The sequence below is a fragment of the Flavobacterium cheonanense genome (assembly GCF_039539185.1).
In the GTDB taxonomy this organism is placed as follows: Bacteria; Bacteroidota; Bacteroidia; order Flavobacteriales; family Flavobacteriaceae; genus Flavobacterium; species Flavobacterium cheonanense.
In genome coordinates this window covers 258,132-276,527 of record NZ_BAABCT010000003.1, presented here as the reverse complement: position 1 = coordinate 276,527, position 18,396 = coordinate 258,132, and the positions used below count along the sequence as shown (strand labels likewise).

11 protein-coding genes are annotated in these 18,396 nt (G+C 33.3%); 1 reads left to right on the top strand and 10 read right to left on the bottom strand.

The features are described 5' to 3' along the window. Positions 1 to 372 precede the first annotated feature (372 nt). Positions 373 to 531: a hypothetical protein gene (locus tag ABD766_RS08105; protein ID WP_344816199.1), complete on the top strand. Its 159-nt coding sequence runs from the start codon at positions 373 to 375 to the stop codon at positions 529 to 531. 177 nt (positions 532 to 708) lie between these two features. Here ABD766_RS08105 and ABD766_RS08100 read toward each other — a convergent pair whose 3' ends face one another. From ABD766_RS08100 to ABD766_RS08055, 10 genes are all read right to left on the bottom strand, one after another. Further along, on the bottom strand, positions 709 to 2,973 hold the full coding sequence (locus tag ABD766_RS08100) for a multicopper oxidase domain-containing protein (protein ID WP_344816198.1): 2,265 nt from the start codon (positions 2,971 to 2,973) through the stop codon (positions 709 to 711). Between the two features lie 57 nt (positions 2,974 to 3,030). Continuing rightward, the gene (locus ABD766_RS08095; protein WP_344816197.1) at positions 3,031 to 3,894 is read right to left on the bottom strand and encodes a DUF3347 domain-containing protein; all 864 of its coding nucleotides are present in this window, start codon (positions 3,892 to 3,894) and stop codon (positions 3,031 to 3,033) included. Positions 3,895 to 3,985: 91 nt separating this feature from the next. Further along, positions 3,986 to 4,369 (bottom strand): hypothetical protein, encoded by a 384-nt coding sequence (locus ABD766_RS08090; RefSeq protein ID WP_344816196.1) that lies wholly within the window; start codon positions 4,367 to 4,369, stop codon positions 3,986 to 3,988. 226 nt (positions 4,370 to 4,595) lie between these two features. Further along, a complete protein-coding gene (locus ABD766_RS08085; RefSeq protein ID WP_344816195.1) occupies positions 4,596 to 4,925 on the bottom strand; it encodes a DMT family transporter in 330 nt (109 codons plus the stop codon). 71 nt (positions 4,926 to 4,996) lie between these two features. Further along, a complete protein-coding gene (locus tag ABD766_RS08080) occupies positions 4,997 to 5,557 on the bottom strand; it encodes a Crp/Fnr family transcriptional regulator (protein WP_344816194.1) in 561 nt (186 codons plus the stop codon). Between the two features lie 349 nt (positions 5,558 to 5,906). Next, positions 5,907 to 8,192: a DrmB family protein gene (gene drmB / locus ABD766_RS08075; RefSeq protein WP_344816193.1), complete on the bottom strand. Its 2,286-nt coding sequence runs from the start codon at positions 8,190 to 8,192 to the stop codon at positions 5,907 to 5,909. Between the two features lies 1 nt (position 8,193). Continuing rightward, on the bottom strand, positions 8,194 to 12,315 hold the full coding sequence (locus ABD766_RS08070; RefSeq protein WP_344816192.1) for a helicase-related protein: 4,122 nt from the start codon (positions 12,313 to 12,315) through the stop codon (positions 8,194 to 8,196). Between the two features lie 142 nt (positions 12,316 to 12,457). Further along, positions 12,458 to 14,941: a hypothetical protein gene (locus ABD766_RS08065; protein WP_344816191.1), complete on the bottom strand. Its 2,484-nt coding sequence runs from the start codon at positions 14,939 to 14,941 to the stop codon at positions 12,458 to 12,460. Continuing rightward, complete coding sequence (locus ABD766_RS08060) at positions 14,941 to 16,683, bottom strand: nuclease-related domain-containing DEAD/DEAH box helicase (protein ID WP_344816190.1); 1,743 nt, start codon at positions 16,681 to 16,683, stop codon at positions 14,941 to 14,943. Before ABD766_RS08060 ends, ABD766_RS08065 begins: the two co-directional genes overlap by 1 nt. Before the next feature lie 2 nt (positions 16,684 to 16,685). Next, the gene (locus tag ABD766_RS08055) at positions 16,686 to 18,392 is read right to left on the bottom strand and encodes a DNA cytosine methyltransferase (protein WP_344816189.1); all 1,707 of its coding nucleotides are present in this window, start codon (positions 18,390 to 18,392) and stop codon (positions 16,686 to 16,688) included. Positions 18,393 to 18,396: the final 4 nt, after the last annotated feature.

Below are 18,396 nucleotides of genomic sequence, written 5' to 3'. Positions count from 1 at the left end.
CAAAAAATGCTCGATGATATGGTGAAAGACCATTGGTGGGTAAAACTAAAAAGATGGTATCGTTTAAAACTTTGGGTTTTACGCTGTTTTATTTTTAACCGCAATGGTGGTTAAAATGAGTTATAACGTTTGTGGCTTGGCGATGTTGCCGAACCGTGAACGTGAATTGAAAAAATAAATATGATTTAATTGCGGATTTTCCGCTGAAAAACTAAACGGCAATATTGCCAAACCACTGTTATAACTCGTTTTTTATGACTGAATTAATGATTTTGACAATTTCTATTTTAATAGTTGGATTACTTATTTATTTTGCAGTTGATAATTGCAAAATAGAATTAAAATACAGAAATACTCTTTTAGAAAAACAAAATGAAATACTTGAAAAAACCAAGAACTCACAAAAGTAAAATAGTTCAAAAAATGCTCGATGATATGGTGAAAGACCATTGGTGGGTAAAACTAAAAAGATGGTATCGTTTAAAACTTTGGGTTTTACGCTGTTTTATTTTTAACCGCAATGGTGGTTAAAATGAGTTATAACGGTTTGGGGCTTTGCGAAGTTGGGGCATTCAAGGCACAAATGTTCAATTTAGCACAAATGTTCATTAGAATTACCAATGCTTAAATTTAGCACTTCTGCCCCAATTTTGCAAAACCCTTGTTATCGGCTGTTCTTCTTTCGTCCGTGTCCGTTTTTTTGTTGGTTTAGTAGTTTAAAAATACTCCGAAACCAAGTCCCATATCGCTGTCGTAATGTGTTGTTAATCCTATGTTTTTGTTTACAATGTAACGCAAACCTGCCATATATTCTTTGTCGGTATTTACCATAAATGATGCTCTAACTCTTTTTGAAATTGGAATATCTTCTCTCATTAGTTGTACTCTTAAATTCCCATCGTGGTAAATTTCGGTCTGTAAAACTACAAGCATTGGCAAAGTATAGGCAACTCCTAAACTAAACTGGCGTCTGTTGTCTTTGGTGTTGATTTGTCCAAAAAGGTTTTTTTCTCCGTGTACATTTCCCATTGCATCGGTTTCTAATTTTCTGTAACGCCAATCAAAACCGATAAACGGCATTAGCCATTGCATTTTTCCAATGTATCGTCCAATATGCGTTTCAGTTTCGTAGCCGTGATGGTCGTTGTATCCCAAACGCCATTCTGTCCCAATGCTCCAACGTGTGCCTTGAACCATTGCCATTCCATCGTTTCCATTGGTGGCAAAATCGTTTTCAGCCATAAAATGAAATGCTCTATCATCTGCAAATAATTTTCTTTGTGCCAATTTTGGATTTGGAATTAATGGATTTGGTGCTTGATTTTCATAACTAAAAACTCTACCCATTCCGCTCATCATATGGTACAAAATATGACAATGAAAAAACCAATCGCCTTCAACATTGGCGTTAAATTCCAAAGTGTCGGTTTCCATTGGCATAATGTCCACAATGTTTTTTAGTGGTGCATTTTCGCCTTGTCCGTTTAGCAAACGAAAGTCGTGTCCGTGCAAGTGCATTGGATGTCGCATCATTGAGCCATTGTAAAGCACAATTCTAACATTTTCGCCTTTTTTGATAAGGATTTTATCGGTTTCTGAAACTACTTTATTATCTAAACTCCAAACATAGCGGTTCATATTTCCTGTGAGTTCAAACTTTAATTCTTTTACTGGTGCATTTTGTGGCAAAGAAGTATTATTTGGCGATTTCAGCATTGCATAATTCAGCGTAACAATATCTGCCAAAGCATTGGCATTGTAGCGATTTGGGTCGTTTTCGCTTTGTTTGGGTTTGCTTTCGCCTGTAATTTCTGGATACATTACCACATTCATATCCATTTGGTTTAGGCTCATATTCATTCCCATATCGTCAAGGTCGCCATTCATTTTCATCATATCGTTCATCATTTTCATACCTTCAAAATACTTCAATCTTGGTTGGGGCGATTGTAATTGCTTAATGCCATTACCAATATACATTGATGCTGAATTGGTTCGGTCTTCGGTAGTTGCCAAAAACTCAAAAGCCGTATTTTCGGCTGGAATAGTTACAACAATATCGTAAGTTTCAGAAACGGCAATAATTAACCTATCCACTTCCACAGGTTCTACATCGTTGCCATCATTGGCAACTACGGTAATTTTCCCACCTGCATACGTAAGCCAAAAATAGGAAGATGCACCACCATTTGAAATTCTTAAACGAACTTTATCGCCTGCTTTTAATTCCTTGCCGTCAATGCTTTTTAAGTCAGAACTGGGTTTACCGTTCATCAATATTTTTTCATAATACACATCACTTACATCCATTGCCAACATTCTTTTCCATTCGTTTTTGAGTTTGGTTTTAAAATGTCCTGCTTTGATGGCTTCGCCATAACTCTGAACGGAATTTTTTTTCAACGCAGGGTAATCGTTGGCATTGTGCAACATTCTGTGAATGTTTTCAGGTTTTACGTTTGTCCATTCGCTTAAAACTATTGGTAAGGTCGGTAAATCATCAATTCCATTTCTAAATGTTTTATCGTCTGCTTTTTTAAGCATTACAAAGTTGCCATACATTCCAATTTGCTCTTGTAATCCTGAATGTGAATGATACCAATGTGTACCATTTTGTATAATTGGAAATTTATAAATATGGGTAGTGTTTGGCTTAATTGGCATTTGCGTAAGGTTGGGAACACCATCTTCTTTGTTGGGTAAAAATAAACCGTGCCAATGCAAAGAAGTTTCTTCTTTGAGCAAATTATGAACGTGAATTTCCGCTGTGTCGCCTTCGGTAAAAGTCAAAGTTGGCATAGGAATTTGTCCGTTTACCGCAATAGCTCGTTTTTCTTTCCCTGCAAAATTTACCAAAGTATCTTTTACATATAGGTCATAACGTACTACTTTTTGGGCGAATGTATTTGTAGTTGTCAATAGCAATATTGCTATCGGCAACAGTTTTTTATAAATATTTTTTTGATTATCCATTTTAAGAATTTCATCGTTAAAATTATTAATAGGGTAGCCGAAGGCTACCCTATATTTTTACTTAATTGTTTCAACTACTTTACCACAAGTAAGCATTTGAGAGCCGTAATATGGATTTTTAACTGCATTCTCTTTGCTCAGCCAATTGGCACCTTTTCCATCGTTTGCCATTGGGCAAAATTGATAGTAAGTAGGTGTTTCGGTTTTGGAAACTTTGATTAAAGCGTACATATTTTCTGAAAGGGGCATAAAATGGTTTCTTTGGTGTGAGGCATCTTTTGTGTCTGCAATGTGTTCAGCATCAAAAGCCAAATCTTTCATTACTTTCATCCAAACGGTATGTTCTTCGGTGGTTAATTTGTCCATTTTTACGGCATTGATTGCAGTAAGCAACTCCTTTGCTTTGGTAGATGAAGTATTTCCGTCAGTTTTTACCAAGGCATCTTTTACGGCAAAATAATTGTCAAAAACGGCTTTGAGTTGTGAAACATCTTGCCTTGTTTCTGTCATAGCCGAATGGTTATGTGTCGAATGGTCTTCTTTCACCTCCGTTTTTGGTGTTTCAACTTTTGCAACTGTTTGTGCTTTTCTTTCGTACTGGCAACAATCAGGCAATTTTGCATACACATCATTTGGGGCAAGAAATTTTTCGCTATCATAACCACTCAATGCTATGCGTTTCAAGATTTCGTCTGGATTGGTTAGCTTTGCATCGTAAGTGATGGTTGCCATTTTGGTGTCCTTATTCCAATCTACTTTGACAACTTTACTCTTATTTCCTGCTTTTTCAATGGTTGTTTCACACATACCACAATTACCGTATATTTTTACGCTTTCGGTTTTAGCGTTTTTGATTTGAGCGTTACACGCTGTGAACGATAGCAATACAGATATTGCCATCAACATTTTTATTGATTTCATTTTTTGAAAATTTAAACTTTGATAAATAATTGATTTTGAAAGCAATGTTTTTGCTTTCGATTAGACAGACCTCTGGTGTCAAGGTAAGAAATTAGCCTATATTAGGCGGTGTCCAAATGGATTTAAAACCATCAGAAAGATAGTTTTCGTTGTAGTAATTTTTTATTTTTTTGCTTTCAGCAAAGTAGGTTTTTACTTTTGTTTCAGTCCAAAATGGTAATGCAAAAGCACAATGATTTGTTGGGCAACTGCAATTTGAATTATTGCATTTTCCGTTACAACTATTTTTGTCTTTGTCGCTTTTAGACTTATGATTTTTGCAACAGTCTTTTTTGCTATTTTTTTCGGTTTCTGATTTTTTGCAACAAGATTTTTCTGTTTTTGTCGATTTTGTTCCACAAGCATAAGTCAGCGTTGGCGTCGCAAAGAAACCAAGTGTCAAGATGATGAGTAATATGTGAAACTTTTTTGTCATTCTCTTTTAAAAACGGTCAAAGTTACAAATTATTTTCTATTTGTTGTACTTCTGTTGAAGTTTGTACGGTCGCTGTTAGAATAGCCGATAACGGTTCGGGGCTTTGCGATGGTGGGGCAATCGAAGCACAAATCTTCAATTTTGCACTAAAGTTCAACCGAAGAACAACCGTTGAACTTTGCAGTTTCGCCCCACTATTGCAAAACCCTTGTTAGCGGCTGGCATTTTAGTGTACTGCTGATTTTGAGAAAAAATTCATTACGATAACTCCTGTCACAATTAAAATAATTCCAATAATTGCTGGAATGTCTAACGATTGCTTAAATACCACAACCGAAATTATAGCTGTCAAGACAATTCCTAAACCACCCCAAATTGCATAAGCTATTCCCAAAGGAATGGATTTTAAAGCTTGCGACAAAAAGAAAAAGCAAGCAATATATGCCACAATTGTTATCGCTGTTGGCAATAATTTTGAAAAACCGTCTGATGCTTTCATAAAGCTCGAACCTACAACTTCAAGTACGATTGCTAATGATAAAAATAAATATTTCATTGTTCTTTTGTTTTAACTGATGCAAAGATACAAAAATTAAAAAGTGCTTTTTTTGACAAATGTCAAAATCGTTATTTCTTTCTAATACGGCTCAATGTTTCTTGCGACATACCCAAATAAGAAGCAATATGTCCTAAAGAAATTCTTTGCAAAGCTTCGGGTTGGTTTTTCAAAAGCCAATGATAACGCTGTTCTGCGGTATGTGTTTGTAATAAAAAAGAACGTTCCTCTAAAATTTTGCAATATTCTTCTGCCATTTTTCTACCAATCGTATTCATTTCCTGCGATGATTTGTAGAAACTTTCAAGGTCATTGCTTGAGATATAATATAAAGTGGTGTCTTCTAAAAACTGAATGTTTTCAATTGAAGGTTGGCTAAAAAATAATGGCATTACTGAACCTAAAATTCCGCTCTCAAAACCAAACCAAACATTAATTTCTCTTTCATTGATATTATAAAACGAACGAACAAGCCCTTTTTCAATTACGAATAAATTTGAAACAATTTGTCCTTCTTTGAGCAAAAAATCGCCTTTTTGTTTTATCAGACTTTTAATTTTTTCGTTAAGTTCTGTTTCGATTTCAGAGGTCAGATTTCCGTATTTTTTAAGTTGTTTTATGAGAGGGTTCATTCTTTGTACGGTGTTGGTTTATGCTTGCCGCTAACGTTTTGGCGCTTGGCGCAGTGGCGGATTTCGGAGCACAAAACTGTCAATACACCACAAAAGTTGATGCGAGGTAGGATGTTCAATTAACCACGTCACCCGCCATTGAGCCAAACGCCTGTTACCACCAGTGCTTCCTTGTCTGCCGTGGTTTGTCGGTCTATTTGTTGCTGTTATATTCATTGTCTTTTGTCGTGCGGTGGGGCATTTTTTAAAATTTCTTTTCTCTTGCGTTGGCTTTGCAAGCTCTTTGACAAAGCTTTGGTTGCAGTGTTGGCTTGTGCGGCTTTGGCAATGTGCTTGCAAAATGGGTGGATTAAGTCTGTATGCTTTTAAAGTATCCAAAATCTTCGTCCACCAAAACTCGCCTATCTAACCCTAGATTCATTTCTTCACAAGCTGTCTCTGCTACTAAAGAACAGGAAAAACAAGCTGATAAATTTAAGTCAAATATTCCTTGTCCTTCAGATTCCCAACATAATGGGTCAGAAGAACAATTAATTGACCTTTCTAGTCCTTTTTTTATAATCTCAAGAATTTTTTCTGGTTCTCCTTGTGAAACCAAACCACCCATACTACCTTCTGATCCTTCTGCTGTATAGATTAATAAACCTGACATTTGCTTTTCAGGGTTTGTCGAAATGTATAGTCTTTCTTTTAAACTTGCTGTTGGATAACCACAAGAAAATTCTAACTCTCTCATCATCATATGTGAGAAGGAGTGAATTAAAAAGTGTTTGTATTTGTTGTTGTAAATTTTCATTTTGGAGCTTAGACCTTGACTATTTGAATCTGGAATTGTATTAAGGTATTTGCCAAATCGATTTTCTAATTCATTGATATTTCCAGATACCCAACTATCAATTTTTTCATTTGAGAATTCAAAGAAAAGACCTTCTCCTAGCGTTTCATTTGCAGGAAGTGTATATAATTCTTTAGAGTCAATAGAAAATATATTTTGACCACTTGAAGATTCTTGCACCGCACCATTAACTACAATTCGTTCTTTAGGTTTTACTCTTGTGAAATCCAATTGTACGTTAGTTACTTTTAATTCTTCTACTTGCTGAATTTTTATAAAGAAATCTGTTAACTCATCAGGTAGCTTTATGTCCTTAAATCTTAAACCTTTATTGTCGTCTAATCCATTAATTAGTGAATTTTGAGAAAAACATCGGTACTCTTGCCATCTATATTCTTCGTGTTTATCTACGTTAGTCTCGGAGATTACATTAAGAAATTCACTTTTGAGCTGCTTTTTGAAGTTTTCCATATCAACGGTAACAACAATTCCATTGTCTGATAAAAACTCATCAAAATCATCTTCAATTTTTTTATCCCAATAATCTTCCTTTGTTATTGGATTAGTTGAGTTTCTCTTGTTGTATCTTTCTTCAATAATTTTTAATGCGTCAATTAATTCTTTCGATTTATTTTCCGCTAAGTAAATTGGTATAAAAAGACTTGAAAAACCATTAGCGTAGTAAACATTATTAGCGGTTACCAAAGCAATTCTCATTTTTTCACGACCGTTTTTATTGTCGTTTCTAATGTAGCAATTTTCATAAGGAGTGATTGTGGGATTATCAAGGTCTAACTCCCAAGGTTTTTGACCAATACAATACGGTTCTATACTATTTATACCTTCAAGATTGATTTTAGGTTTATCCTTATCTGACCCTGATCCTAAACCACAGCTATTACATTCAATGTAGATACTACCATAACCTTCAGATTTTGTTTTGCTTTCTGTCCACTTAAGTTTTGGATTACTGCAACAAGGGCCAACCATTTCATTTGACATAAGATTTTCCCCTTTATCTTCCTCACGACGAAGTCTTAAATACTTTTCTGTTTTCCATCGTAAATAGTTAGCCCAAGGAACATCTGAAAGGTGGCCATTAGGACATATCAAAATTAAGTTAGTCTGTTCAAGAGTCTTATACTCTCGAATTTTGATCGGGTTGCCGTCTTCATTTTTTGAGTTTATTTCACGAATAAATGCCTTTTTGCTCAGAGCATCTCTAGGCGGTGAAAAATTATCTAGCTTTAGAGTATCAGGATATTTACGGCATTCTTTTTCCCAGATTGCAAACCATTCTTTTATTAATTTTAATTCACCATCAGAATTTTTAAACCATTTTGGAAAGTGAGTACCATTAATCATATAATGGCTTGAAACTCCTTCAAATTGTTCACCTGTTCTTTCTAATGCAGTTCTTATTGGATGATTTTTCCAATTAGGTGTATTGAATGATTCATTCAAAGCCATATGTGGAATGCCAATCAAACAAACTAAGTTTTCAAGCTTTTTCTCGGATTTAATGAATTTAATAAATCTTTGATCATCAATAAATTCAATTCCTCTATTTGAAATTTCTGACTTGCTCAGCTCATATACTTTTCTGTCATCTGAGTTGTTAGTTCTTATAACTTCAATTTTTGAATTTGCCCATTTTATAAATCTCCATTTATTTATGTCAGAAATTAAAACATAAGAGCCAAGTTTGGTTGTAATAATTGAACCAACGCCAGAAGTTGAGGATAGTAGTTTATATTTGCCAACTCCTTGATTATATTGATTTTGCCTTAATACTTTCATCTTATATTGAATTTATTTTTATGGCAGCTTCTGGTTCAATTACCCTCAATGACATTGGAACTTGCCATTTTTTACTATGTATATTGCCTTCATATTCCTCAATATCAACATAGAGTTGTTCTTGGGGTGGGGTTGACCTTGCCGATTTATTATTGAAAACAAAAGTCTTATTATCTTCCAAAGTTCTGTTTGATTCTTCTTTCCATTCAGAAAATGCCTCTTGAATCCATCTTTTTATTTGTTCCACATTTTCATTTTTTAGTAGATTACTAATTAAAGTGTCATAAGTGTTCATTCTGATTTTTCGTTCTTCAAAGTAGTCAGTCAATTCAGAAATTATTTCAGATAGTTGTGCTTCTGAAATTGAAGAAATATCACTTGCAGAAAGTCGTTCAGTAAATCTGGTCCTGTGACGAAGCATTGTTGCTATATATAAACCCATATATCTTTCTACAGCTTTTTGTGTAAATGGAGTTATTGAAATAGGTTCAACGTAGCTATACATTTTTTCGTGAAACTCAATGAATTTTTCATAGTGAGAAATATCTCTTGCTCTGAATGGATGATGAACCGTTAAAACAAGTCCATAATCATTCCTTGCAACACGACTACTTGCCTGAATATATTCAGCTGTATTACGAGGCATAGAGTTCATAATTATGGTGTTGAATCTTGAAACATCTATCCCGACTGAAATCATATTTGTTGCAACAACGAATTCTGGAGGAACTTTACCTCTAACCAATTCGTTATTTTCGCTTCTTGCGAAGCGTTTCTTCGCTTCCCATTTAGCTTCAACACTTTTTAGTTCATTTTTAACTTCTTCACCAGAAAGCCTTCCCGTTAGTTCAGATTCTTGAATTGGGCCATAGGTATAGAGTGAATGCATTAGCTTTTGAGGTCTTATAACTCTTGAAAATACTCTTCTAAGTTCCTTCAAAATATAAGTTTGAACCTGCGACTGGGTTTTACCAACTTCTTTAAGACTGTTGAAGTAACTTATAGTAGTATGATAGTAGTCCATTGCCTTTTCGAACTCTGAAAAAGAATCGAAATCAATCGGATGGTTTTCACCCAACTCTTTTAACTCAAAAATGGCTCTGTGAGTCATTATGATTGCCGCCAAACGCATTTGCATCCAAATCTGAGTTCTTCCCGTTGGCAAAACACCGATGTATTTTCTTTTAGATAGGTATTCAGGCGTTTTGTCATCAATACTTTTAAATCTTCTTTTATAAAAAGCAAAGAAAGAATCATCACATTCAACTCCAGATTTCGGGAAAAGATTTACTTTTCTATCGAAGAGTGCTGCAATTTGTAATTGCGTATTTCTTGTGGTTGCCGTTGATGAAATTATTTTTGGTCTTGTTCCATCTTGTCTTGTGCAAAGCTGATCAACTGCTGATTCAAATAAAGCAACAGCAGAACCAAGAGGCCCAAGTAATAAATGTAACTCATCCTGAATTATTAAATCAGGTGGTAAATAACCGTCTTGAGGTTTTCCCGCTTCCCAATTCCCTGTTCCAAAAATTCTCCTTGAATCAGAATTTCTCCCATTATTCTGACCATTTACTTTATGGGCTAATTGAGCAAACTTGTCAACTGTACCAAAAAGTAATGCTGGTGGATGTTGATAAATGGTTTCATCTGATAGGCATACGGGAATTGGACCTTGGTCTTGTCTTTTCTTGGAAATCCGCCCAAGGCCAAAAGAAAAAGAGCACTTTTGATTAGTGCATTTTAAATGCACTTTGTTCTGATTGTAAACAGATGAAGATGGTTCAGTATCTTCTTTCGTTTCACCTTTTATCTCAGAATTGCACCAAGGGCAATTGTTGAATGGTATTCTGTTTTCTTTTTTCAGATTAAGTTTGTGTTCATACTCATAAATTAAATCAATATTTGAGTTCGGGATAGAATTTTTACCCACCCACAATCCAATATTTATTGGCTCGTTACCTAACTCAAAATTGCCCCATCTTCTAATTAACTCCAAAGCCATAACAACTAAAGTTGCTCTTTGGAATTGTTGCATCGTGAGTAATCGAAGTGTATATCGCATTATTGCAGCAGTTCCACCGCCTTTTTCTTTAAACTCCTTTCTTCGATTGATTATAGTGAGGGCAATTAACCCAAGATAAGCTTCGGTTTTACCACCACCTGTTGGGAACCAAACTAAATCAACCCAATTATTTCTATTACCCCAGTTTGCATCGTCTTCGGGTTTAAATATACCATCTAGGTTTAGCAGAATAAAGGCGAGCTGAAACGCTCTCCATCCTGCGGATTCTGTTTTCGAAAAAAGGTTATCGTCTGCTATCTCTTTATAAAAGGAAAAATCAAAATGTTCAAATGCTTCGTCATTAATAAATGAATTAACTTCATCTTGTCTAACTTTTACAGAATGCCATAACTGCATAAACATAGCAGCATTCATCAATCGAAATGAATCAAGTTTTTCTCTATTGTTAACACCTGAAAGAAAATCTTGGATATTTTTCTTCATTCTCAGATAATCACCTTCGCATTTGTCTAACTCTTGTTTTGCAATGCCTGAATAAATGCCTTTATATTTTTCATCCCTTCTTTTTATGTCAATCCATCTACCATAGGAATCAACAAAATCATTAAGACCCTGTACAATTTCCTCGTTAGTTGCTTCTGAAAAAACCGATAGCCATTTAAATTCTTGTGACTTAGAATTTTCTAAAAACAAAGGAGAAACGAATTCTTCCTTGTCAACACATACAGCATCTCTACTTTTATCCCTTGGTATTGGATCGATATCTGGAGTTTCACAATTTGGTAAATACTCTGTTTCTACCATCAAAGATTCTCCTTGCTTGCCCCATTTAACGGAACACCCGTGTCCTATGGCAAAATCTTTAAATTGATCATAAATGAAAGCTGTTGTTGTGTCTTCGGAGTATGTGTTATCTTTTTCTTGAAAGTATTCGTGATTACTGTATGGCACTAAATAGTCAGATACAACTGAAAGGTTGACTCCGAAAAATGATTTTTGATTTACTAACTCATTAAATGTTGAATAATATCTATTGTCATTTTGTTTTGCTTCGTCAAACGCAATACTCGTATTAATCAGCTGTATTTTAAGAAATATCTTGTTGTTATTTTTTCTAGAATCTCTACTTAACTGAATGTTTGCAGATATTGAGGCATAGTCCTCTTTTTTGTCATCTAAATCAAATCGGAAGATATCTTTTAAGCCAATAGAAGTAGAACCATCTTCTTTGATTACCGTAATATTGACATCTTCAACAGATTTATTGTGTAAATAAGATATTTTTCTAGATTCCTTCGGGAAGTTTATGTTTTCTAATTTTATGATTCGCTCAACTGGTGATGATTGCCATAAACCATATCCAATAGAAAAGACGTCTAACAAGTTTCTGAAATGATCTGTAATGCTTTCTGCTAGTTCTATTTTTTGCGTTACTTCATAAAGTTTCTTTCTGCTCTCACCATTCGTGATGCTATTTTTAAGCTCGTAATAAATAGATGATTTTAAATTACTTAAGTAACAAGAGGCTTTGGTTAATTGCGGTATGGTTGAAATTGAAGTGGCTAAATCGAAAAGCGTTTCAGCAATTTGTTTTTGTATTTCTCTGATCCTTGTTTTTATCTGAGTTATTTCTTCTGATGATAATTTAGCCAATAACAGAAAATGATTCTCATTGATTACTCTTATTCTAAAATAATTTAGCTCATACTTGGTAATGAAATTTTGAATTTCTTCGTGATTCACTTCACAAAGTAATCCATATTTGTTGTTGAATTTGCCTTCTTTGTCTTGCTTTAGTTTCTGATAGTAGCGAAGATTAACCTTGAACTCAATTGATTTTTTACTTAAAAAACTCTCGTCTAAGCAACAAGTTAAGCCCATTGTTCTAGGAAACATTTGATTTAATTCAACGCTTTCAGTTGCTTCTATATCTTCAGAACTATTATTTTGCGAGTCTTGTTCATCAACCTCATCCTTTTGATCGATTTGCTCGTTATTATCTAGAGAAATTCCTTCTTTACAAGTACCACTTTTATCTTCTGGGAATAAAATTCCTGTACTGTAAATTGCAGCAGGTACGATATCCAATATCTCTGACAAATAATTTATTGGTTCTTCTTTGATGAGCGTCTTAGTAACGAGCTCCTCATTTTCTAAATCCACAAATCTATATCCGTTTATTCCTGGACCTAATGTCTGTTCACGAATAAAACGCTCTAAAGAATTTCTTTTGTTTATAATTTTACTCATTGTTTGTTTTTTCAATGGATTCAAGTTCGCCTGGTTTTAGCTCTGGTTTTATAAGCTCAACAAGAGTTGCTAAATTATCAGCTAAACAATTTTCATCAATTCCAAGGTCATCTAATGGATGATTAGCCTTATAGTAATCCAATCTATTATTGATTATTTCTTTTGGATTTCCATCATTATCAAAACAGCCGTCATTAAATAAATCTTTCAATAGTTGATTCATTTGCCTTGTACTTTGACGACTTGATTGTTTAGAGGAATTTCGAATTCTCTGAATGATAATAAAGTAAATTTTAGGGATTTTAAGATATTCGCATAATTCAATAAATACTCGCTTACTCAGCGGAGCTATTGATTCACTTTGGGGATTAATCCAACTATTTTTGAAGTGAAATTGAGAAACAATTTTTATTCCTTTACCTTGAAAATACTTTTTCAACTCTGAATAAAGTTGATCTTCTCCTTGAACCCCAGCAAGATTTTTTAAAAGAACTTTCCAAAGTCTTCCCGCAGTTTCATCACCTAAATTGAATTGTTTCCGAATTACCTCTAATTCAGTTTCTTGTTGTTTTTTATCGACTATTTTATCGTAGATATTTATGTTTTGTTGTATCTCATCTAGATTCTGAATAAAGACCTTGTCTTCGTTGTCTAGTGACAATAAATAATCAATCTTAACAACTTTATAAACCGTTTTTGCATCTACTGAAATAATAAATAAATCAGAACCGTAAGCAGTTCTTACTCTTTGCCCTTTTAATTTTATTTTATACGATTCTCTTTGGTCTGAATTTGAATATTCGTTTTCCAAATTCCAGTCAATATTTAACTTTTGCTCAGGTTTTAATTCTTGTATTTTATTTTTGAGTGTATTCCACTCAAAATGCTGCTCTCTTATTGGATGTGTTAAGAGCTTATGGTACTCTTTACAAAGATTGTATTTTGACCAACTATAGTATTGTTTAAATAGAAAGCTAGGCAATATTGCTCTTGCAATACATTCGGAATCTAAATCAAGCTCCAATAAACTCGGGTAATAATAATTTGGGTATCTGCCTTGGTCCCGATAGGAGAGGATTACTAAATCTTTCAAATCTGAATTTGTCAAATCTGCCCAAGTCTTAAATTTAGTTGTCTTCGTAAAACCAAGACAATTTCTGACTTTTGATAATAAATTCTGATTTCTGAAAATAGCTTCGTCTAAAACAATTGCTGGGTTATTTGAGAGTGAATCTGAAACGTTTGATTTAATACCCGAATTAATTATTATATCAAGCGTGTTTGAAAGTGCTGCCTTTAAAACCTCAATATCTTCATCTCTTAATTCAAATATTGCCAATTTAGTAGTTGAAGAAATCAGTTCTGAAGATTCTTTTTCTGAAAAGAGTTCATCAATAATATAATTCTTAATTTCATCCGTGTAGCAAATCGCATAGATGTTCATCAATTTTACTGATCTCAATTCATACAATTCTCTGATGCTTGTTTCCAAAACAAATGTATCCCAAAAACTTGATGATTCGTATCCAACAAATTCAAGTGAAAGTTGTCCGTTTTCTTTTCTCTTGAGAAGAAAATCTATTTCTGACTTAGCTATCGTGTAAGTGGTATTGGTGGGTATTTTAAATCTTTCCCTAATTAATTCAAGTTTATTTCTTGTGTGGTTTATCGATGAAAAGTTTTTACCGAATGTTACTATCAAGTACTTTGTAAACCTAGTATCATAGTCCTTATTCCATTTGTTTATTTCCTCAAATGAAAAATTAGTCATTATTCTTTTTCTCTCACAATCGAAAAGAATAATCGAATCCAATTCATCAATTAGTTGATTATTGATTTCATCAATTTCATTTAGTGTTTTGGTAGCATTTACAAGATTATAACTTTCTCGGTTGTTATCGACTGATTTAGTGTATGGTCTAAATTCAAACTTCTGAGATAGTGAACTACAGAAGTTTTTTTGTAGGTTAAAAATTGATTTTGGCTTTAATGATGAATTCTTGTTTAGCGCTTTGTAAAACTCTAACAGTATTCTATTTTCTTTTTTCTCCTTAACCCAGTTTTTCCAGATTCTATTACCACCATTTTTGCCACTTGCACCATCTGGACATCTTATTTCTAAGCTATTAATTTTAAACTCAATCTGAGTTATGAAATCAGCAAGTGATAAATTAGTTTCATCGAGTTTATTGTCAATCGAATAGTAGTATTTAAATAGTTTTATGCTCAAAAATTCACCAATAAGCAACTTTTGAGTATCATCAAATTCATTCTCGATATGTATGTGCAAACTTGTTAAACCTTGATTAGTTGATAAGAAGGATAAATTAAGCAAATGTTCTATGTAGCAAATTATCTCAGTAAACTCTGTTTTAGATTCATTTTGAATTTCACTAAATATGTTGTTAATGGAAATTAATGCTTCATTCGTAAATGAATTTAATTGAGGTAAAATATGTTGCTTTATCATCTCCATTACTCAACTATATTAATTTCGACATTCAAAATAGCCCTAGTAATCCCAACAAATATTTCATATTTATTAAGCTCACTTGGTTTGGAAATCACCAAGAAAACATTCTTCTTTTCAAGTCCCTTGAATTTTAGTATTGAGGAATATCTCAACTTATTTGCTGTGTCGCCAACATTGGCTTCTGACAATTCCTCTACATCCTTTATTATTAGCAATTCCCGCAAATCTTCTTTTCCTTTATATTCACCTCTTAAAAATGTTGATTCAATCAGAATAACACAGTCTTGCCCTTTTAATGAAGAATCTGTTTCTCTAATGGGTGTTAAGATGTTTTTTACGATATGCGACTTTACTTCTTGTAATGTTTTGTGCCGTCTAACTGGGATATTAGAAAATTTCATCTCAAAATTATCAGTATCTAATATTTCTGGATGTTCTAATATTTCTGATGATAATCTCCGAATATCAGGATTTTGTGCACTTCTTTTAACCTCATTGATTTTAAAATGACAATAATATTCAGTCATTAAGTCCGCTATTTCAGCTACACTTCTTCCACTTGCTGTATAGCTTTGGTCAATATCATATAAAACCAATGAGTTTCCATTTGATAAACCTTGTCCATTAAAGCCTGAAAATTTATTAATAAACAAATCCAATCCTCTATCAAGTATATCTTGAGCTTCATCAATTACTATGAAATCATAGGGCTTTAGTTTTTCTTCAGTTTCAAGTTTCAGAATGGTGGTTTTAACCAAATTATAAAACTGATCCTCAGTTAATGAACTTAATTCCTTAAAGTCCAATGTTGGATTATATTTTTGAAAGAATCTAAAATAGGTTGTAACTTCTATGTTACTAGAATGTTGCCGCTCACTTAAAAGAGATTTGGTGTAATGCATTAATAGATTATTCCAACACAAGTAAATTCCATTTTTATTATGTTGTTTATCAATAAAAGCCTTAGCAATGGTCGTTTTACCGCTTCCTGGCGGGCCTTCAATCATTATTCTTGGATTTTTATATAATCCATCTAGTATTTCTATGTTTTGGATACCAAGCCACTCAAGTGTATTAATTGTATTTAGGTGATTTCTATCTCCTATAATTGGGCTCAATATTTTTTTGATAGCACCATATTCTTTCGGAGTAACATCTGTGTAATTCCGAAAGTGTTTCTGATGTTTGCTTTTGGAGTAGTCAAAGACATTTAATAAAAACTTCTCTATTGAACCTTCATAATTTTTAGCAAGATAAGTAGTCCACAAAAGTTTATTATCGATTAGCTTTGATTCAAATGGGTAATCAACGTGTGGAAAAGCTGTTGCTTCGCAGAAAAAGCAACCTTTTAAATTGTTAAGAATGTTGTCTTTTAAAGTGTATTTATATCCCTCGGCTTGCTTGAAAGGATTTTGCTTTATTGGTGTGTCGAAGTTTTTTCCATAGAAAAAGGTATTGTCTTTCGTAGAAATTGGGCCACCTTTAACTTCCAAAACAAGAAGACCGTGTTTACAAAGAATAAGAAAATCTATTTGAGAACTGGTCTTTTTATAGTAGTTAAAGTTATCTGAATGCTCGGGCAATTTCAAATCGTGCCATACATCCCATTCTAAATTGCTATTGCTTAAATCATTCCAAAGTTGTCTGTAAATGTCAATTTCACCACGCAGGGGTGAACCATCCTCCTTTACAATTATGGTTTCTAAAGAATCTATCGGGTTATTTGGATGAAATTTTACTGGCATAATCAATTTTCATTTGCGATGGTTGATATTTTATTAATCGCATACAATGCAAAGAATTGCTTTACTGGCACTTTATCCTTGTGCTTAAATACTTTGATTTTATTTTGTACAACTTCAATATTTTCTATGTTAAGTTTTTCAATTAAGTCTTGAACTGTATCAACCAACTCAGTTGGTTCGGTATATTTAGAATTTGACTTTTGTAATTCGTAAAGTTTTTGCAATTCCTTGGCATTGCAAATTTTCTCCGAAAATCCATTATTGATATACTTTAGAAACTCATTACCTCCTTCATATTCTTTAATTAGTTCTTCAATGTTTTTGTAAAACTTGTCATTTATTTTCTGAATTGGAAATCCCTTGCCGGTTCCGTATTGAATAGAAGTAAACCATTTACCTTCAGCTGATTTAGGATTCTTTTCGATATCATAGTTAGAAAGAGTAACTGTTAAGTTACCATCTTTAATGGCGTGTCTTCTAAATCTTGAACCTTGGTTTTTTACTGGGGGTTTATCGAATACTTTTAATTTATATGTGTTAAGATTTGTAACTCCGTCAATATTTGGTTTGCTATTTAAAACAAGATTAATTGGAATTGTATATCGTAGTTCTTCTAGAACCATTTTCGCAAAAGCTCTACTAACGGAACAGCAAACAGCATTTCCTACCAATCGCCATTTACTATTATCTGCTCCTAAAAACTGATAGGTAATAGGAAAGCCCATTATTATTGCTGCCTCTCTTACAGTTGGCAAACGGTATTCACCATCTCCAATTCTATTGAGTTCGGATTTATAAATGATAGATTCTCTAGAATTTGCAATTTTAGTTGCAGTTATTGTACGGCTTGGTTTGTTTTCGTTTTCAGGGAATGACATTTTACCCATAAAAGGATGATTAGTTTTCCAATATTTAGAAAACTTCCATTCAACTCTGTAAATTCCTGTATCATAGAAATGGTCTGATAATTGGTTCTGCGGAATTTGCAGTTGATATTGTGGATCGTTTATTTTTTTATCTGATTTCATAGTAAAAGGATGAGGAAAGTTTTTCTTCATTTTCCCAATCGTCAAATATTTTTCTTTACCATCAAGGCCATTTTCAGAATGAGTAGTTTTTGGAATAATCAATTTCCCTTTCTTTATGATTTCGCCAGATATCACTCTTTTTCTAGCTTGATATGAACCATAATCTGCTGAATTGATAATGGTTGTATTATCGTACAAATCAATGGCAATTTTTAGAGGACTAATTCTATTTTTATTCGCCCACTCACTAAGTCCTAAGTCCTTAAAAGTATATGCAGTCTGTAAATACCTTTTAGAGTTTACTACATTCTCCATAAACCAAGCCTTAAGAACTGAATTAGGCTGATGTTTTTTTACTGCAATAATTCTCAAAAAAGTTTCTGTCAGATCAACTCCCAGTGACTTGTCGGCATTTCCAGATTTATTAGAACTTGAAAAACTAACACAAGGTGGACTACCAATGATGATTTCCGTATTTGGTAATTTTTCAATTTCATCAATTGAATGTTTAAAGTCTAAAATGTTTTTTACTTCACAGTTTAAACTAAAGTTATGGTTATAAGTGTCTACAGCAGGTTTCCAATTGTCAAATCCGTAAACAATTTCGTAACCCACTTGTCTGAAACCCTCAGAGAATCCACCTGCACCACAAAAGAAATCTATGACTCTTAGTTTACTCATTTAT